Annotated in this window: 13 protein-coding genes, 1 tRNA gene and 2 pseudogenes; 3 read left to right on the top strand and 13 right to left on the bottom strand. The window is 72.1% G+C overall.

Annotated features, from left to right (window positions below):
• Position 1: 1 nt before the first annotated feature.
• The gene (locus VKV23_04175) at positions 2-1,234 is read right to left on the bottom strand and encodes a P-loop NTPase (protein ID HLI15235.1); all 1,233 of its coding nucleotides are present in this window, start codon (positions 1,232-1,234) and stop codon (positions 2-4) included.
• Positions 1,235-1,247: 13 nt separating this feature from the next.
• Positions 1,248-2,018 (bottom strand): Flp pilus assembly protein CpaB, encoded by a 771-nt coding sequence (cpaB, locus tag VKV23_04170; GenBank protein HLI15234.1) that lies wholly within the window; start codon positions 2,016-2,018, stop codon positions 1,248-1,250.
• A 300-nt stretch (positions 2,019-2,318) separates the two neighbouring features.
• Between cpaB and VKV23_04165 the strand changes: the two genes are divergently transcribed.
• Positions 2,319-3,536 carry a hypothetical protein gene (locus tag VKV23_04165; protein HLI15233.1) on the top strand — a complete coding sequence of 406 codons (1,218 nt, stop codon included), beginning with the start codon at positions 2,319-2,321 and terminating at the stop codon, positions 3,534-3,536.
• 577 nt (positions 3,537-4,113) lie between these two features.
• Here the strand turns inward: VKV23_04165 and VKV23_04160 are convergent.
• Positions 4,114-4,768, bottom strand: a pseudogene (locus VKV23_04160) (transposase).
• Between the two features lie 117 nt (positions 4,769-4,885).
• Positions 4,886-6,241 carry a protein kinase gene (locus VKV23_04155; GenBank protein HLI15232.1) on the bottom strand — a complete coding sequence of 452 codons (1,356 nt, stop codon included), beginning with the start codon at positions 6,239-6,241 and terminating at the stop codon, positions 4,886-4,888.
• 200 nt (positions 6,242-6,441) lie between these two features.
• Here VKV23_04155 and VKV23_04150 point away from each other — a divergent pair.
• Together VKV23_04150 and VKV23_04145 are read left to right on the top strand one after the other, a co-directional pair.
• Positions 6,442-7,482 (top strand): annotated as a pseudogene (locus VKV23_04150) (integrase core domain-containing protein).
• Between the two features lie 455 nt (positions 7,483-7,937).
• Positions 7,938-8,429 carry a tyrosine-type recombinase/integrase gene (locus tag VKV23_04145; GenBank protein ID HLI15231.1) on the top strand — a complete coding sequence of 164 codons (492 nt, stop codon included), beginning with the start codon at positions 7,938-7,940 and terminating at the stop codon, positions 8,427-8,429.
• A gap of 15 nt (positions 8,430-8,444) precedes the next feature.
• Here VKV23_04145 and VKV23_04140 read toward each other — a convergent pair.
• From VKV23_04140 to VKV23_04100, 9 genes are all read right to left on the bottom strand, one after another.
• Positions 8,445-8,517: transfer RNA gene (locus VKV23_04140), tRNA-Ala, on the bottom strand.
• A gap of 68 nt (positions 8,518-8,585) precedes the next feature.
• The gene (gene hpnH / locus VKV23_04135) at positions 8,586-9,593 is read right to left on the bottom strand and encodes an adenosyl-hopene transferase HpnH (protein HLI15230.1); all 1,008 of its coding nucleotides are present in this window, start codon (positions 9,591-9,593) and stop codon (positions 8,586-8,588) included.
• Entirely contained in the window at positions 9,593-10,213 is a 621-nt protein-coding gene (locus VKV23_04130; protein ID HLI15229.1) for a hypothetical protein, read from the bottom strand. The genes hpnH and VKV23_04130 overlap by 1 nt, the downstream gene beginning before the upstream one ends.
• Positions 10,210-12,195 carry a squalene--hopene cyclase gene (gene shc, locus VKV23_04125; GenBank protein HLI15228.1) on the bottom strand — a complete coding sequence of 662 codons (1,986 nt, stop codon included), beginning with the start codon at positions 12,193-12,195 and terminating at the stop codon, positions 10,210-10,212. The genes VKV23_04130 and shc overlap by 4 nt, the downstream gene beginning before the upstream one ends.
• A complete protein-coding gene (locus VKV23_04120; protein ID HLI15227.1) occupies positions 12,195-13,217 on the bottom strand; it encodes a polyprenyl synthetase family protein in 1,023 nt (340 codons plus the stop codon). Before VKV23_04120 ends, shc begins: the two co-directional genes overlap by 1 nt.
• A complete protein-coding gene (gene hpnE, locus VKV23_04115) occupies positions 13,214-14,605 on the bottom strand; it encodes a hydroxysqualene dehydroxylase HpnE (protein ID HLI15226.1) in 1,392 nt (463 codons plus the stop codon). Before hpnE ends, VKV23_04120 begins: the two co-directional genes overlap by 4 nt.
• A complete protein-coding gene (gene hpnD, locus VKV23_04110; protein HLI15225.1) occupies positions 14,602-15,453 on the bottom strand; it encodes a presqualene diphosphate synthase HpnD in 852 nt (283 codons plus the stop codon). The genes hpnE and hpnD overlap by 4 nt, the downstream gene beginning before the upstream one ends.
• Positions 15,450-16,331, bottom strand: coding sequence for a squalene synthase HpnC (hpnC, locus tag VKV23_04105; protein ID HLI15224.1), 882 nt, complete (start codon positions 16,329-16,331; stop codon positions 15,450-15,452). Before hpnC ends, hpnD begins: the two co-directional genes overlap by 4 nt.
• Positions 16,328-16,509, bottom strand: a 182-nt coding sequence (locus VKV23_04100) for a hypothetical protein (protein ID HLI15223.1), incomplete at its 5' end; no start/stop codon positions are given. The genes VKV23_04100 and hpnC, both read right to left, overlap by 4 nt.

The following is a 16,509-nucleotide window of genomic DNA, read 5'->3' as shown; positions in this document are numbered from 1 at the left end:
CTCACGCCTCCCTCTCGACGGCAGCACCCGAGCGGCCGCGCACGACTTCGACGAGCTGGTCGATGGCGCGGGCGAAGCCAGAGCGCTCGTACTCGAGGACCGCGGGAATCCCCTTGTTGACCGACTGCGTGACGAGCACGTCGGACGGGAGGCTCACCGCGACCTTCATCCTGAGCGCTCGCTCGACGTCTCGGACGGAGAGGTTCACCTTGGAGTCGGCACGGTTGAGGACGAGGAGGATCCGGCGCTCGTCGATGCCGACCAGCCGGAGCGCGTGCAGGCCGATGCGCGCGTTCTTCACCGACGGAACGTCCATCCCGACGACGAACGCGATGTCGTCGGAGTCATCGAGGACCTGCAAGATGGCGTCACTGAGGACGGACGGTGTGTCCACGACCACCCGCGACGCCATCGAGCGCAGGACGGCCACGAGCCGTGAGACGACCTTCGCGTCCACGCTGTCGACGAGCGACGGCTCGGGGGGCGCCGCGAGGACGAACACGCCGCTCGAAGGGTGGCGAACGAGGAGGCTGTGCACCAGCTCGCCGTCGATGCGCTCGGCGCGCTCGGCGGCGACGACCTCGGTGACGTTGTGGGCCGGCTGCAGCCGCACCATCACGGCAACATCGCCGAACTGGAGATCGAGGTCGAGGACCACCACCGGCTCCGGCGACCGACGGGCGAGCGCCGCGGCGAGGTTGACCGCGACGACGGACTTGCCCACGCCGCCCTTCGGCGAGAAGACGGTCGTCACCCGGCCGCGAGACTCGGTCGCCCTGTTGAGCTGGCGCAGCTGCACGATCCCGGCGACGTCCTCGTCGAGCCGCTGGCCGAGGGCCTGCACCGCCGAGAGCAGCTGGGAGTCGAGGTTCTGCACGGCGATGGCGTCGTCGAGCCCGGCGCGAAGCGCCATCCCCATCACCTCCGGACCGACGGTCTCGACGACGAGGATCCCGCCGAGGCCGGATCGCAGCCGCGCGAGCGATCCGAAGCGCTGGAGAGGGCCCGGTTCGACCTGGGACGGTCCGAGCACCACGACGATCACCGACACGCGCTGCAGCCCGACGTCCACGAGCTCGTCGAGCGACGACAGCGCCATGACGTCGGCGCCGGGCAGCGCGTCGCGGATGCGACGACGCACCTCCGGCTCGCGCTCGACGACGGCGACGAGCGGGCCTGGCGCCTCGAGCGGGGGGCCGAGGAGCGGCGGGAGGCGATCGGCGCTCGCGGTCACGTCATCGCCTTGCCTAGCGAGGCGTCAGGCCCGGCGGGAGCACACTCGCGCTGGAGACGGGCGGCACGGCGGCGGGCACGCCACCCGGGGGGTCGAGCGCCAGGTAGATGCTGCCGGAGATCCCACCTGCGTCGCTCTCGGCCATGGCGATGCGCGCTGCTGCCGCGGGTGGGACGGCGAAGGTGACGAGCTCGGTCGCTGGGGCCTGCGAACCGGGGCTCGCAGCCTGCGCCGAGGTGGTGTGCACGGCCGGCTCGGCGAGCGCGCTCCCGACGGCGAGCACGGGCACCTCCTGGTAGAGGAACGCCTCCTTGGCGCCGTCGTCGAGCTGCACGAGGAGGTCGACGTGGTCGCCTGGCTCGACGAGGCCCGCGACGCCGTGCACCGCGTCGGTGGAGATCGTGATGGCGACGTCGCCCTTCGGGATCAGCTGGGCCGCCGCGCCGGCCTGGGTGGCTGGCTGGGCGAACAGGCCGGCGACGATCACCTGCTGCGGAGGGATGTCGGTGACCGCGACGGCGTCGCGAATGCTGGCGAGCGTCGTCACCGCACCGGGAGGGCGGAGACGCAGCGGCATCTTGGTCGACTGGATCAACCCCGACCCGATGGCGTCCGCTCCCGTCGTACCGCGCGGGATCGTGCCGTTCGCGACGTAGACGTCGACGAGATGCGCGCCGTCGTAGGCACGCACCTGCACGCCTTGCAGGTAGAGGTAGGCCGCGCCCCCGGCGAGGCCACCGATCGCGAGCGCGAGTACGACGACGAGCGCTCGCCTCCGCCGCACCGCTGCTCCTTCAGTGGCGGCGGCAGCCGAGACGAGCGGGTAGCTGCCCGCTCGGCCAGCCGCCGCGGCGCCCCAGAGACACGGCAACCGTCGTGGCCATCGCTGTGGTATCGACAGCAGGAATGAGCCCGTTAAGGCTCGGGATGGTTGCTCGCGCCGGACCAGGTCCCGCCTCCTCGGCGAGCCTCCCCAGGCCGCCCGTATCCAGACCCTAAAGGTCGCCTCGCCAGGTGCCGACTACACAGACAGCTCGCCGGTGTCGGCGAGCGCCAGCGCTCGGGCCGGCGGGGAGTGACGCAGGTGGACAAGAGGCTCGCTGACGTCCTCCACCGGATCGCCGCGCTCGAGGCGAGGCTCGACACCGGCCAGCGGGACGCCCGTCTCGACGACCCCCTCAGTCGGGTGCTCCACCGGATCGCCGCGCTCGAGGCGAGGCTGGCGCGCCGCGAGGGAGCCTACGGCTCGGCACCTCGGCTGGCGACGGCGCCGGCGTGGGGAGTCGCTCCCCCAGCCGAACTCGAGGACCTGCAGGCCTCGCCACCGGTCCCGCGCGCTGCCGGCAGCGACCCGCCACGCGACGAGCTGCTCGCGCAGGGGCTTCTCGGCCTCGCCGAGTGGGTCGCGGAGATCGAGCAGCGACTGCGGGCCCTCGAGCTCGACGGCGCGGCCACCCCGTACAGATCGCCGGAGGGAGTCGGCCCGGCGTCCGATGCGCTCGCATCCCTGGCCCACGCGCTCGCGCTGCGAAGCGGCTCGCACCAGCGCGACGCCGCCTCACCGGGCGCGACGCAGGCGAGCGAGCAGGTCGAGGGCGTGTCGGTGCTCAGCGCCACGCTCACCTCCCTCTCCGAGGAGCTGCGCACCCTCGGCGCGCGCCTGGATGGCCTGGAGCAGGGAACGAGTCAGCTCGCTGAGGCGACGCGCGCGGTCATCGACCTCGTTCGCAGCTCCGACGTGTTCTCGACACCTCGCGGGCTGCCGGATGCAGCGCTGTCTCGGCTCGTCGACGAGGTGCGGGCCCTCGGGCTGCGCCTCCAGACGCTCGAGGGCGTCGCGCGCCAGCCTGCGCCGTCGCTCGACGCGTTCGGCCGGCTCGCCGAGGAGCTCGGCAGCGTCCGCATGCAGCTTGAGCACCTCGAGGAGGGGACCGACCAGATTGCGCAGGCGACTGCGGCGGTGCGCGAGACGCTGCTCCGGCTCGAGCAGCGCCCCGATCCGCCGGCGCCCTGCCTCGATGCGTTGGGTCGCCTCGTGGACGAGGTGCGGTCCATCGCGGTGGGCCTCTCCGAGCTCGAGGAGGCGCGCGACGCCGCGGGTGCCGACTCCGTGCCCGGACCCCCGGCACACGCCGAGACGGCGACCGACGAGGATCGGGCCGACCTTCCTGCGTTGGCCAGCGAGCCGCTCGCGCGCGTCTTCGACGGCCTCCCGTTCGACTCCTCGTCGGAGCGAGACACGTCCGGCTCGACGCACGCCGCTCGACGGGGACTGTTCCGTCGGGACAACGGCGCCGCGTAGCGGAGCGGGCGTCGCTCGCTGCCGCCGGGGTGCACCCGCGCAGTGGTGTCGTTTCGGTTCCGGTCTGGACCTCGCCGCCTGCATCAGTGTGTAGCGCCGTGAACGCGAGTGCCTTGCAAGCTCTGGCGGTGAGCGGTGGCCCTTGCATCACGCCGATCATCTCCGGAGACTCCTCCCACAGGACGCGGCGTTCGACGACGGCCCACTCGTCGTGGAACTCGACCACGACGGCGGTGACGAGGCGAGCGCCTGCCGCGTCGTTGGGGAAGATGCCCACCACGTTGGTCCGCCGCTCGATCTCGCCGTTCAGACGTGCCGACGGGTTGGTCAACCCGATCCTGCGCTCGTGGACCTCTGGGAAGCTGGTGAATGCGAGCAGGTCCGAAGCGGCATCGGCGGGCATCCTCGCCAGAGCGTCTGGGTGACCTCGTCAAGCTGGCGGCAGCGACCATCTCGGCCGAGGCCTTCGGAACCCTCGAGAGCATGTCTCTCATGGAGTGCCCCCGACATCCTTGCCAGGACACCCCGAGGAGGACCGAGGCGATGGCCTCCTTGAGTCCCAGGTGGTGGCAGGAGATCAGAGCTGGACCCCCCAGTTCCCGAGCCCGCAGGCCCTCGAGGGGGCCCCCGAGAAGGCCGGGTCCTCGGTGTCTCCCACCTCGATGCCGAGCACCTCCTGCTCGCCGCGGACGGTGACACTGGTTGCCACCACGACGGGCCTCGAGACCACCCGGCCTCGGACTCGGCCCTCCACGTCGGCCGCGTCGGCGAAGACGGCGGGAACCGCACGTAGTCCAACGGGCGGTCTCGGGACTCCTCGAGCTCTTTGTCGAGGCCTGCACAGATCCGGCTCACCTCGGACGTGGAGATCCCCGAGGCCACCCCGTGCGCGGCCACCAGGTGGTCGACCGTCCTCGCCGAGACTCCCGGGACGTCGGCCTCGCTGAGCACGGCGAACAGGACCCGGTCGATGCGCCCACGCCGGGCGATGAGGCTCGGGAAGAAGCTTCCTCGCGAAGCTTCGGGATCCCGAGCTGCACGTCCCCGGCGGGGGTGGACAGCAGGCGCCGGCGGTAGCCGTTGCGCTGGGTGACGCGGTCCTCGGAGCGCTCGTAGCGGCCGGCGCCGATCCGTTCCGTGGCCTCGGCCTCGATCAGCTGCTGGAGGATCCACTCCTCGGGACCTTTCCCCGTCCGTCTCCTCTTCCGTCTGGGGCTCCCTTCTCCCGCCACTCCCGAACGGGCGGGGTGTGCGGCCGCCACTCCCGCCACGCGCTCCGGCGACGCCTACGTCGCAGTCCGGTCGCGCTCCTGCTCGGGTCAAGTCTGGGAGCCGACTCCCAAGCAAAGCTATGAATGAAAATGTTCGCGGATATACGTAATAAGCCTGGATCCTGTAAGCTCACGCGTCCCGTTCCCAGCGCGCACGTAGAACGCCTCATGCCCTGTCGTACCTAACCACGTCTCAACAGACCGTTTCGGACAAGATATAACGGCTACGTGGACGTCCCCGTGAGGGACGAGCGAAATGCGGATCGAGCTGAACACATCTGTGCCAAGATCGTTAACAATAACCTGCTGCAGTGAAAGCAGCCAAGAGTCCAGCGTGTGTTTCTTAACGTATGGAAGGTCTGATTCGACTCCGAGGATGCGTCCCTGGTCATCAACTCCGATGAGGAGGATTCCTCCATCGCTGTTCAGAAACGCGGCGATGGTCTTGGTGACCTCAAGCCACAGTTTGCGTCTCATTCCTTCTTCTGCACCCGCCGATGGTACGCTGCCATAGGGGTGGTGCAGCGAGGCTTTGAACTCGACCTGCTGACTCTCCCCAGCGCGGATAAGTGCATCCAGATTGGAGGCCTTTCGGATGTCGTCGAGCCAGCGCAGAACTTGATCGGCATCATCCGGACGCCCATCCGGATCGTCAGCGAGCAGGCACTCAACCAAGTCTGCGAAGGAAGAAGGAAGATCCCGCCGCGCCTCGCGAAGCTGACGAAGACCTCCGACCTCGACTGTCCCGAGCGCCATCACGTAGAGAAGGCAACCGAGCGAATAGAGGTCAGAACGACGATCTCGCGAAGCGCGCATCCCCTTCGACTCCGGTGCTGAGTAAGGATTCGGCGTGCTCGGGAGATCCGGGTCCGGGTCGTCTAACCAGATAGCTGAATCGAAGTCACCGAGATGGGCATTTCCTCGTTCGTCTAGAAGGACGTTCTTTGCGCAGACATCTCGATGGAGGAGACCCTTGTTGTGGAGGTGAGCCAGCCCACGACATACCTGACGACTCAGCCGGAGGAGTTGTTCCGGTGGTAATGAACCCTCCCTGATGATAAGTTCAGCGAGGGTTCCGCCTCCTAGGTACTCGAACACGACAAACTGCACTGAGCCGTCTCGATCGAAGTCGAATACGGAGACGATGTTGTCGTGAGTCCCGACTCGTCCTAGCACCGTGCCTTCTCGCTCGACACCTTCGGGGTCGAGATGAGCACATTCCGGTCTCAGCACTGAAAGGGCAACGGGCCTTCGCATCTTGTTGTCGTAGGCCAGGTACGTTCTCCTACGTTCGCCTTCGGAGATACGCCTTTGGACCTCGTACCTTCCCGAGACCAGTTGGCCCGCGCTGAGCATTCCTAGGCCGTCCGTCTGACGAGTCATAGCCTCTCCTGTCCCGCCGAGAGACGTACTCGCATAGAGGTCTAGCAGCACCTTCCGGTCAAATCCACACGCTCATGCATGCTGATGGCGAGAATCTCGGTGGAGGCGAGCGCTCGCTGCTAGTGCGCTCACGCCGGCGGACGTGGACGCCTTGGTGACCTTCATGCGCAGCGCGAGTGACCGAATCCCCGTGAATCGATCCACCCGTTGTGCGAGTCCGAGCCCCCACGATGGGAGAAGGATGACAGCACACGACGAAACGCCGCTGGCACACGCCCGAGCAGATCGTCCGCAAGCCCGCCGAGGCCGACAAGCTCCTCGCCCAGGGCAGAACCGTCGAGGAGGTGTCCCCGCACCTCGAGGTCACCGAGTCGACCTTCCACTGCTGGCGGAACCAGGACGGCGGGATGCAGGCCGACGACGCCAAACGCATCGAGCTCGAGGAGGTCGAGCGCGAGAACGCCCGCCTGAAGCGCGTCGTGGCCGACCAGGCCCTCGACATCGACGTTGAAGGAGCTGAACCGGGGAAGTCCGTGACCCCGAACCGCAGGTGGGGGCCGTCGTGGACCTCCGCGAGCAGTTCGGGGCCGCCGGACGCCAGGCCTGTCTCGCCGTTGGCCAGCCCGGGTCCACCCAGCGCCTCCCCGCAGCGATCCCGAGCGACGAGGAGCTCGCTGCGGGCGTTCCTGCGCGCCGTCGCCCGCCGGCGACCCCGCAGAGGCTGGCGCCGGGCCGATCTGCCGGCCAAGGAGGCCGGCTGGCGGGCGAATCGCGAGCGCGTCCAGCGCCTGTGGCGGGAAAGGAGGCCTGAGCGTGCCCTACCGGAAGACGAGGCGACCGCTTCAGGGCATCGGCGTGGCCATCGGCGCGTTCTGTCCGATCGCCCCTGACGTGGCGGGGGCGTGTGACCTCCCGTTCGACCAGACCGCAGGCGGGAGCATGCTCACGTTCCTGAACGTCGTCGACGAGTTCAGGCGTGAGGCGCTCGCCACGGAGGTTCCACGCTTCATCGACGCCGACCAGGTCGTCGCCGTGCTCGAGAGAACCGCCGTGGAACGCGCCACCCCGAGGTACCTGCGCTTGGACCACAGCGGCGAGTGCATCGCCTAGGCTGTCGCCGACTGCTGCTCGTGCACCGGCGCCGGCACCGTCTCGATCGATCTGGGCTCACCCTGGCAGAACGCCTGGATCGAGTCGTTCAACGCCACGATGCGCGACGAGCTCCTGAACGCCCAGCAGCTCGACAGCTTGGTCGAGGCCAACGTCGCCACCGAAGACTGACCGATCGCCGATGACGTGTAGCGCCCCACCGTGCTCACGGCTTGATCAGCCCGATCCAGTTCGTCGAGCAGCGGCTCCACCGACAGCAGCTACAGCTCCAAGAGCGGGTGGCCAACAAGGGGGGGACGGGTCACGAGCGCGAAGGGCTGCGCCGGAGTCTCGTCTCGCACCGCGCAGGCCGCCGTCGTCGTGCTCGAGACGGCCACGCGCTGGGCGACGCGAACGGCCTGCTCGCCCGCGATCCCCTTGCGGCCGTCGCCGCCCCTCGGCGCTCGCAAACGCCGACGGCGTCATGGAACCCCGACGAAGCGCACCGCTTCCTCGACTACGTCCGGGGCGACCCCTCGGGGCGGCCTGGGCCCTCTTCCTCTCGCGCCCGATGCGCCGGGACGGGGCGGCGGGCTTGTGCTGGGACTAGATCGACCTCGACCCCGGCGAGCCCGGCGTCACGCGGGCCCGCGTCACGGTGAAGGGGGCGACACTCGAGACGACGCCCAAGACCGCGACCAGCCAGCGCCTGGGCCCCTGGACGCCCACCTCGTCTCGCTCCTTCGCGCCCGGCGCCGCCAGCAAGCGGAGGATCGCTTGCTGGCGGCGCCGAGAGGGTACGGATTACGTCTTCGCCGACGGGCTGGGCCGCCCGCTCCATCCGGATACCTTCACCGACCGCTTCCGGGCGCTCGTGCGAGAGGCGGGCCTGCGACCGAACCGCCTGCACGACACGCGCCACACCGCGTGCTCGCTGATTCTCGCCGCAGCCGTCCCGGCGAAGGTGGTGAGCGAGCTGACTGGCGACGCGAGCCCGAGCATCGCCATGGCGATCTACCAGCACGTGACCCTGTCCACGGGGCATCGGGCCGGCGAGCAGCTGTCGGCGAGCCTGTTCAGCCGAGACGCTGACAAACGGCTGACATCTACCCTCCGCAGCGCTCGTCACCAGCCGTTCGCGAGCCGCTGACCTGCGTTTTTACGGTGGAGCTGAGGGGATTCGAACCCCTGACCTGCTGGTTGCAAACCAGCCGCTCTGCCACCTGAGCTACAGCCCCGGCGGCCCCAGCCTACGCGTCACGCCGCGATCGTCGGCCGAAGCGCTCGTTGCGGTGGCCGATCGGCGCTAGTGCGTCCCGAAGGCGGCGCGCAGGGACTCGCGAAGCGACCTCGTGGTCGCCGCCACGGCCGAGGGCTCGTAGCCGCAGTGCGCCATGCAGTTGTCGCAGCGCGGGTCTCGTCCCCGTCCGTACTTCTCCCAGTCGGTCGTCTCGATGAGCTCCTTGTACGTCTTCGCGTAGCCGTCGGCCATGAGGTAGCAAGGGCGCTGCCAGCCGAAGATCGAGTAGCTCGGAATGCCCCACGGCGTGCACTCGTAGTCGACCTTCCCCTCGAGGAAGTCGAGGAACAGCGGCGTGTGGTTGAGCCGCCACCTCCTGCGCCGGCCCTCGGCGAACGCCTCCTTGAACAGCTGGCGCGTCTGGGCCACTCCGAGGAAGTGCTCCTGGTCGGGGGCCTTCTCGTAGGCGTAGGCCGGCGAGATCATCATCGCGTCGACCTCGAGCTCGTCGTTCAAGAAGTCGAGCACCTCCCGCACGGTCTTCGGCGAGTCTGTGGAGAAGAACGTCGAGTTCGTCGTGACCCGGAAGCCGCGGGCCTTCGCCTCGCGGATCGCCGCCACGGCTTCCTCGAACACCCCCGGTCGGTCCACCGCCTGGTCGTGGCGCTCCTTCAGGCCGTCGAGGTGCACGACCCACGAGAAGTACGGCGACGGCCGGAACCTGTCCAGCTTGCGGCGCAGCAGGACGGCATTCGTGCACAGGTACACGAAGCGCTTGCGGGCGATCAGGCCGGAGACGATCTCCTCGATCTGCGGGTGCAGGAGGGGCTCGCCTCCCGCGACGGAGACCATCGGCGCGCCGCTCTCCTCGATCGCGGCGAAGGCCTCCTCGGGCGTGAGCCGGCGGCGGAGGACCTCCGTCGGGTACTGAATCTTCCCGCACCCGGGACAGGCGAGGTTGCACACGAACAGCGGCTCGAGCTCGACGATGAGCGGGTACTTCTCGATGCCACGCAGCCGCTGCTTCATGAGGTAGGCGGCCATGCGCAGGTTCTGGCGTAGTGGGATGCCCATCAGGTATCACCGACCTCCTGGAGCCGACGCTCGTCGACGGTACTCGGGGACCACTCGGCGAGCGCGCGCGCCGCTCTCGCGAGCGAGCGGTACGCCCTCCACGCGGCAGCGGGCGTGGCGAGCGAGCGCACCTCGGCACCGGGCACGTCCACGACCGCGCGCACGACAGCGAAGCGATGCCGCCTCACCAGCGGCGCGCACCACAGCGACTCCATGTCGACCACCGCCGCACCGCTCGCCGCCGCCCGCTGCCGAGCCTCGAGGCCGCGCACGAGCACGGCGGAGGACACGATCGGGGCGAGGCGCGCGGAGATGCCGGCCGCCTCGAGCGTCGCGGCCGCCTCCTCGCCGGCGGGCAGCTCGACGCGCTCGTCCGTGTCGATCGAGCCGAGCGAGGTCGCGACCACGAGGTCGCCCGGCGCGAGCGAGCTCGCGAGTGCGCCGCCGAAGCCGAGGAGCAGGATGGGCCGGCCGGCCTCGTGCGCAGCGGTGACGCGAGCCCGGGCCGCAGTGGCGCGCACCGGGCCCATGCCGATCTGGACGATCTCGGCCTCCGGAGCGCCCCGCCGCACGGCGCGCGCCTCGAGGCGCAGGGGGGTGAGGAAGAGGGGACGGCTCACGACGCCGCCTCCTCGCGCCGGCCGAACCCGCCGGCCGAGGTCCGCCCTGGCCTCTCGGCCTCCAGTGGCACGCCGAGCGCGCGGCACAGTCGCCCGAGCGCGCTGAGCGGGAAGACGAGCCGGTACAGGTGGTAGTTGAGGTAGAAGTCGCCGGGGAACCCGGTCCCGGTGTAGAAGGGCTCGTCCCAGGTTCCGTCCTCGCGCTGGGTCGAGACGAGGAACTCGGCTGCACGACGGGCGGTCGGCGAGCCGGCCTCGCCCGCCGCGACGAGGGCGAGCAGCGCCCAGGCGGTCTGCGAGGCGGTCGAGGTGCCCGTCGCGCGCAGCGACGGGTCGTCGTAGGAGCGGATGTCCTCGCCGAAGCCGCCGTCTTCGTTCTGGTGGGCCTCGAGGAACGCGACGGCGCGCCGGATGGCCGGGTGGTCGGGGCGAATCCCGGCGCGCACGAGGGCCGGCACCGCCGCGCCGGTGCCGTAGACGTAGTTCACGCCCCAGCGGCCGAACCAGGCGCCGTCGTCCTCCTGGTGGGCGACCAGCCAGTCGACCCCCCGCCGGAGCAGCTCGGGATCGGCAGCTGGCTCGGCCGCCAGCATCTCGACGACGTGCGCGGTGACGTCCGCGCTCGGCGGGTCGATGACCGCCCCGAAGTCACAGAAGGGGAGCTCGTAGAGGATCTCGAGGTCGTTGTCGGCGTCGAAGGCTCCCCACGCCCCGTCGGCGGAGACCATCCCCTCGACCCACGCGACGCCTCGGCGGATCGCCGCCTCCGTCGCCTCCCGGTCGGGCGCGGGCACCCGGCGCAGCGCCATGACGACCTCGGCGGTGTCGTCGACGTCGGGGTAGTTGTCGTTGGCGAACTCGAAGGCCCACCCCCCGGTCGGCACGTGGGGCCGCCGGAGGGCCCAGTCGCCCCGGTGGCGCACCTCCTCGGCGAGGAGCCACGACGCGGCGCGACCCAGTCGCTCGTCCTCGGGCGGCACGCCCGCGTCGGTGAGGGCGATGAGGGCGAGCGCGGTGTCCCACACGGGGGACTGGCACGCCTCGAGCCAGCGCATCCCGTCCTTGCGGACCAAGAAGCGCTCGAGGCCCTCGAAGGCCCTCGCGAGCACCGGGTGGTCGAGCGGGTAGCCCCGCAGGTGGAGGGCGAGGATCGAGTACACCCACGGCGGCTGGATCCCGCCCCAGCTGCCGTCGGCCTCCTGGCGGCGCACCACCCACCGCTCGGCGGCGGCGAGCGACGCGGCCCGCAGGGTCTGGCGCAGCGGGGTGCGCCGAGCGAGGTGCTCGTAGCCGTGCAGCAGGCGGTCCAGGAGCACGAACCGCTCCTTCCAGGTGCGCAGTCCGGGCCGCGCCGCGGGCGGGCGCCGGTTCGTGCGCAGCTCGTCGAGGGCGAAGGGCGCTGCCCGCACCGGCCGGTAGGCGGCGACGATCGTGAGGGCGACGACCGTCTGGCGGGCCCAGCAGCCGAACTCGTAGATCGAGAAGGGGAACCAGCTCGGCAGGAGCACCACCTCGGGAGGGATCGCGGGGAGCTCCTCCCACGGGTACCACCCGAACAGGGCGAGCCACAGGCGGGTGAACACGCGGCTCGCCTCGAGCCCCCCGCGCTCGCGCACGAAGGCTGCGGCCCTCGCCATGTGGGCAGCGCCGGGATCGTCGCCTGCCAGCCGCAGCGCCACGTACGCCTCGACCGTCGTCGACAGGTCGCCCGGCCCCCCGTAGAAGGTCGCCCAGGTCCCGTCCTCGCGCTGGTGCGAGCGGATCCAGCGCGCGGCGGCCGCCGTGTCGTCGTCGCTGCGCACGCCGAGGAACTCGCGCAGCAGGAGGTCCTCAGCGTCCATCGTGACGTTCGTCTCGAGCTCGCCCTTCCACCAGCCCTGCGCCGACTGGAGCGAGAGGAGGTGCTCGCGCGCGCGTCGCGTCGCGTCGGCGAGCGCGGCGGCGTCGAGGGGGGTCTCGGCGGACGACCGGGCCGCGCGCATCAGAACTCCCGCTCCACGACGAAGCGCGCCAGCTCGGTGAGCTCGGCGCGCGTCCGCTCGACGAGGGCGACCTCCCCGAGCGCGCCGAGGGCGGCGTCGAGCCGGCGGCGCGCCTCGGCGGTCGCGGCGGACCGCCCGCCGCAGGCCTCGACCAGCTGGGCCGCGCGGGCGACCTGCGCCTCCTCGAGGTGCTCGCTCGCCAGCAGGGCGGCGAGCTCCTCGGCGCGCGCCCCGCCGGCCGCGAGGGCCGCCACGACCGGGAGGGTCTTCTTCCGCTGACGCAGGTCGCTCCAGGCAGGCTTGCCCGTCACGGCGGGGTCGCCCCAGATGCCGAGCAGGTCGTCGACCGCCTGGAAGGCGAGGCCGAGCTCGACGCCGTAGCGGTCGAGGGCCGAGACGGTCTCGGCGGGCGCGCCGGCGAGGATCGCGCCGAGGGAGGCGGCGCAGCCGAGGAGGGCGCCGGTCTTGCCGGCCTCCATCGCGAGGCACCCTGCCACGTCGATCGCCGGCACCGTCTCGAAGGCCATGTCGAGCGCCTGGCCCGCGATCATCGCCGCCGTGGCGTCGGCGAGGCAGCGCGCGGCGCGCCCGGCGCCGGCCGCCGCGTCGGGACCGAGCACGACCTGCTGGGCGAGCGCGATGAGGGCGTCGCCGACGATCACCGCCTGCCCGACGCCGAAGAGCGCCCACACCGTGGGGCGATGCCGACGCTCCGCGTCCTCGTCGATCACGTCGTCGTGGATGAGCGAGAAGTTGTGGACGAGCTCGACCGCGACGGCGCCGGGCACGCCGACCTCCCCCGGCGCGCCCACCGCCTCGGCGGACAGGACGGCGAGCGCCGGCCGGATCCCCTTCCCGCCGTCGCTCTCGACGGCGTCGCCCGACGCGTCGCGCCAGCCGAGGTGGTACTCGGCGAGGGGGCGCAGCTCGGGCGAGAGCGTCGCGACGGCCCGCCGCAGCGCGGGGCCGACGAGGCCGCGCGCCCGAGCCAGCACCTCCGGCACGCTCGCCGTCGGTATCACGCCACCACCCCCTCGGCTCGAGCCGGGAGCGCCCGGGTACGGCCGAGGACGGCGAGCGCCGCGGCCGCAGCAGCGGTCCCGCTGCGCACCGCGCCCTCCATCGTCGCCGGCCAGCCGGTGTCGGTCCACGCCCCGGCGAGGAACAGGTTCGAGGCCGGCGTCGTCGTCGGCCAGCGCAGGCGCGCGCTCCCCGGCACGCCGGCGAAGGTCGCGGCTCGCTCGCGGCTCACCACGGCGTCGAGCAGCGGGGCGCCCCGCGCGAGCGGGAAGAGCTCCTCGAGGGCGCCACGGTAGCGCTCGATCAGGCGCTCCGGCCGCTCGCCGACCTCCCGGGCGGCCCCCGAGACCGACACGGCGAGGCACTGGCCCTCGCCGGGCGGGAGGCCCGCGGCCTCGCTGCGATCGAAGACGAACTGCACCGGGCTGTCCACGCCGGCCGCGACGCGGTGGTGCGTCACCCGCCGCCCGTAGACGAGGTGGACGTCGAGGATCGGCGAGGCGCCGAGCTGTGCGGGGTCGGCACCCCGCGCGCCGACGAGGGGGCCGAGCAGCCTCGCGGCGGCGTCGTGGGGGACGGCGAGGATGACCGCGTCGGCGCGGCATCGCTCGCCGTCGACGACGACCCCGTCGACGGCTCGCTCGCCGGGTCGCCAGTCCAAGGCGGCGACCTTCGCCCGCCGGCGCACGCGGGCGCCGGCTCGCTCGAGGAGCGCCGCGGCGGGCTGCGCGTGCAGCGCCGAAAGCGGGACGCGCGCCCACCCGAGGTCGGCCGCGTCCGCCTCCTCGAGCAGCCCGGTCTTGAAGACCTTCGCCGCGAGGGCGAGGGAGACCTCCCCGGCGTGGAGGTTCGTCGTCGGCAGCGTCACGAGGTCGAACAGCGCCTCGACGGCACGGGGGCGCTGGCCGTGGCGGGCGAGGAAGGAGGCGAAGGTCTCGGCGTCGAGGAGCGGGTCGCGAAGGTGCACCCGGCGGAGCGCGCCGAGCGCGCGCAGCGCCGCGAGCCGCGCCGGGAAGGGGAGGTGGCGGTAGGCGAGGAGCGAGGGCAGGAGGTGGAGCGGAGCGGGCAGGCGCGAGCGCCGAATCCACGCCGTCGCCGGTCCGCCGCCGCCCCGCCCCGGGGCGACGACCGGCAGCTCGAGGCGGTCGAGCGGCGCCAGGTGCGCGGTCCCGAGTCGCTCGAGAAACCGGCGGTAGGCGCTGCAGCACCGGAGGTGGACGTGCTGGCCGTTGTCGAACATGAGCCCGTTGCGCTCGAAGGACCAGGTCGCGCCGCCGAGGCGGGGGCGCGCCTCGAAGAGCGCGACGCTCGCGCCCGCGTCGACGAGCGCGATCGCCGCGCTCAGTCCGGCGAGCCCGCCGCCCACCACCGCGACCTCCGGACGGCTCACGCGCCGACCCCAGCGAGGCTGCGTGCCGCCACCCACGCCTTCTCCCAGGTCGGCAGCGAGACGCGGCGGTCGACGACGGCGAGCGGGTCGGACTCGATGCGCTCGAGGAGCCGGCGGTAGATGCCGGCCATCGCCGCGACGCAGGCCCGAGAGCGCCGGTCGAGCAGGTCGAGGAGCCCGAGCCCCTCCTCGTAGCGGGACCGGGCCCGGCTCGCCTCGAACCGGATCAGGTCGACGAGCGCCGCCGGCGGGCCGCTCGCGTCCGGGGCGCAGCCGAAGCGGTCGAGGTCCTCGGCCGGGAGGTAGACCCGCCCCATCAGCTCGCGGTCCTCCACGACGTCGCGCAGGATGTTCGTGAGCTGCAGCGCCGCACCGAGCGTGTCGGCGAGACGCGGCGCCTCGGGATCCGAGGAGCCGAACACGGCGAGGGAGAGGCGCCCGATGGAACCCGCCACGCACCGGCAGTAGACGAGGAGGTCGTCGAAGGTCTCGTAGCGCTGCAGCCGGCAGTCCATCTCGCAGCCGGTGACGAGCTCGCCGAGGGCCGAGAGCGGGATGGGGTAGCGCTGGGCGGCGTCTGCCAGCGCGACGAGGACGTCGTCGCCAGCCGGCGGCACCCCCGCGGCCAGCGCCGCCAGGTCGCCGCGCACCCGGGCGAGCGCGGCGAGCTTGTCGGCGACCGGGGCCGCCCCGTCACCGATGTCGTCGACGCGCCGCGCGAAGGCGTACAGCGCCGACATGGCCCTGCGCTTGGGCGCGGGAAGCAGCCGGATCCCGTAGGCGAAGTTGCGCGCCTCGGTGCGCGTGATGAGCTCGCAGCGCTCGTAGGCGAGGGCGAGGTCGGTCATCTCGAGCCGGCTCCCCTGCCGAGGGCGACCCGCACGGTCCAGCGCGCGACGGCTGCCCGCCGCGCCTTCACCGGCCGCGCGAGGACGTCGTAGGCGGCGGCCTCGAGCGCGTCGAGCTGGGCGAGCCCGCCGCCGACGAAGCCGGCGATCGCGACGCGCCCGGCGCCTGGCACGAGGCCGATGAGCGGCGCGCCAGCCACGAGGAGGCGGCGCGCGCGCCCGGCCTCGAACGCAACGGCGCGCCGCAGGCGCGGGCTCGCCGCGGCTGCGGCGAGGTCGGCCTCCTCCACCCCGAATCGGGCGAGGTCCTCCGCGGGCAGGTAGACGCGGCCGGCCGCGAAGTCCTCGCGGACGTCCTGCAGGTGCTCGACGACCTGCAAGGCGGTGCAGATCCGGTCAGAGAGCACGGCTGCCTCGGCACTTGGCTGGCCGAACACGGCGAGCACGAGGCGGCCGACCGGGTTGGCGGACAGGCTGCAGTAGTGCTCGAGCGCCTCCCAGGTCGGGTAGCGCTTCACCTCCTGGTCGAGCCGGTTCGCGGCGATGAGGTCGGCGAAGGGACGCCGGTCGAGGCCGAGCTCGGCAGCGAGGCGGCCGGCCGCGACGAAGACGGGGTGGGTCGCTCGCCCGTCGAGCGCCCGGTCGAGCTCGGCCTCCGCCCACTCGAGCGCGGCGAGGCGATCGCCGGGCGCGAGGTCGCCGACGTCGTCGACGAAGCGTGCGAAGCCGTAGATCGCGAGCAGCTGGCGGCGCACCCTCACCGGCAGGAGGCGGGACGCGACGGGGAAGTTCTCGCCTCGGGCCTTGGCGAGCACCGAGCCCAGCTCGAAGCTCGCGTCTCGCGTCAGGGCGGGCCGCGTCCGGAGGCTGCTCGTCATCTCGCCACCATCGGGCGCGCCGCGAGCGCCGCGCCGAGCGCGCCCGCGCCGCGCCCGGTGCCGAGGCGCTCGAGGGCCTCGAGGGCGGCACGAGCGATGCCGGGGCCGTCGAGGCCGAGGCGGGCGAGGATGGCGTCGGGCTTGTCGTGGGCGAGGTAGGCGGTGGGCACCCCGAGCA

The organism is Acidimicrobiales bacterium, assembly GCA_035294085.1.
Lineage (GTDB): Bacteria > Actinomycetota > Acidimicrobiia > Acidimicrobiales > Bog-793 > DATGLP01.
This window is presented reverse-complemented; position numbering and strand designations above follow the sequence as displayed.

Bases quoted from the DNA above. Each gene is read 5' to 3' on its own strand.
- hpnH (HLI15230.1), bottom strand. From the start codon at position 9,593: ATGGGCATCCCACTACGCCAGAACCTGCGCATGGCCGCCTACCTCATG.
- shc (HLI15228.1), bottom strand. From the start codon at position 12,195: ATGCGCGCGGCCCGGTCGTCCGCCGAGACCCCCCTCGACGCCGCCGCG.
- hpnD (HLI15225.1), bottom strand. From the start codon at position 15,453: ATGACCGACCTCGCCCTCGCCTACGAGCGCTGCGAGCTCATCACGCGC.
- hpnC (HLI15224.1), bottom strand. From the start codon at position 16,331: ATGACGAGCAGCCTCCGGACGCGGCCCGCCCTGACGCGAGACGCGAGC.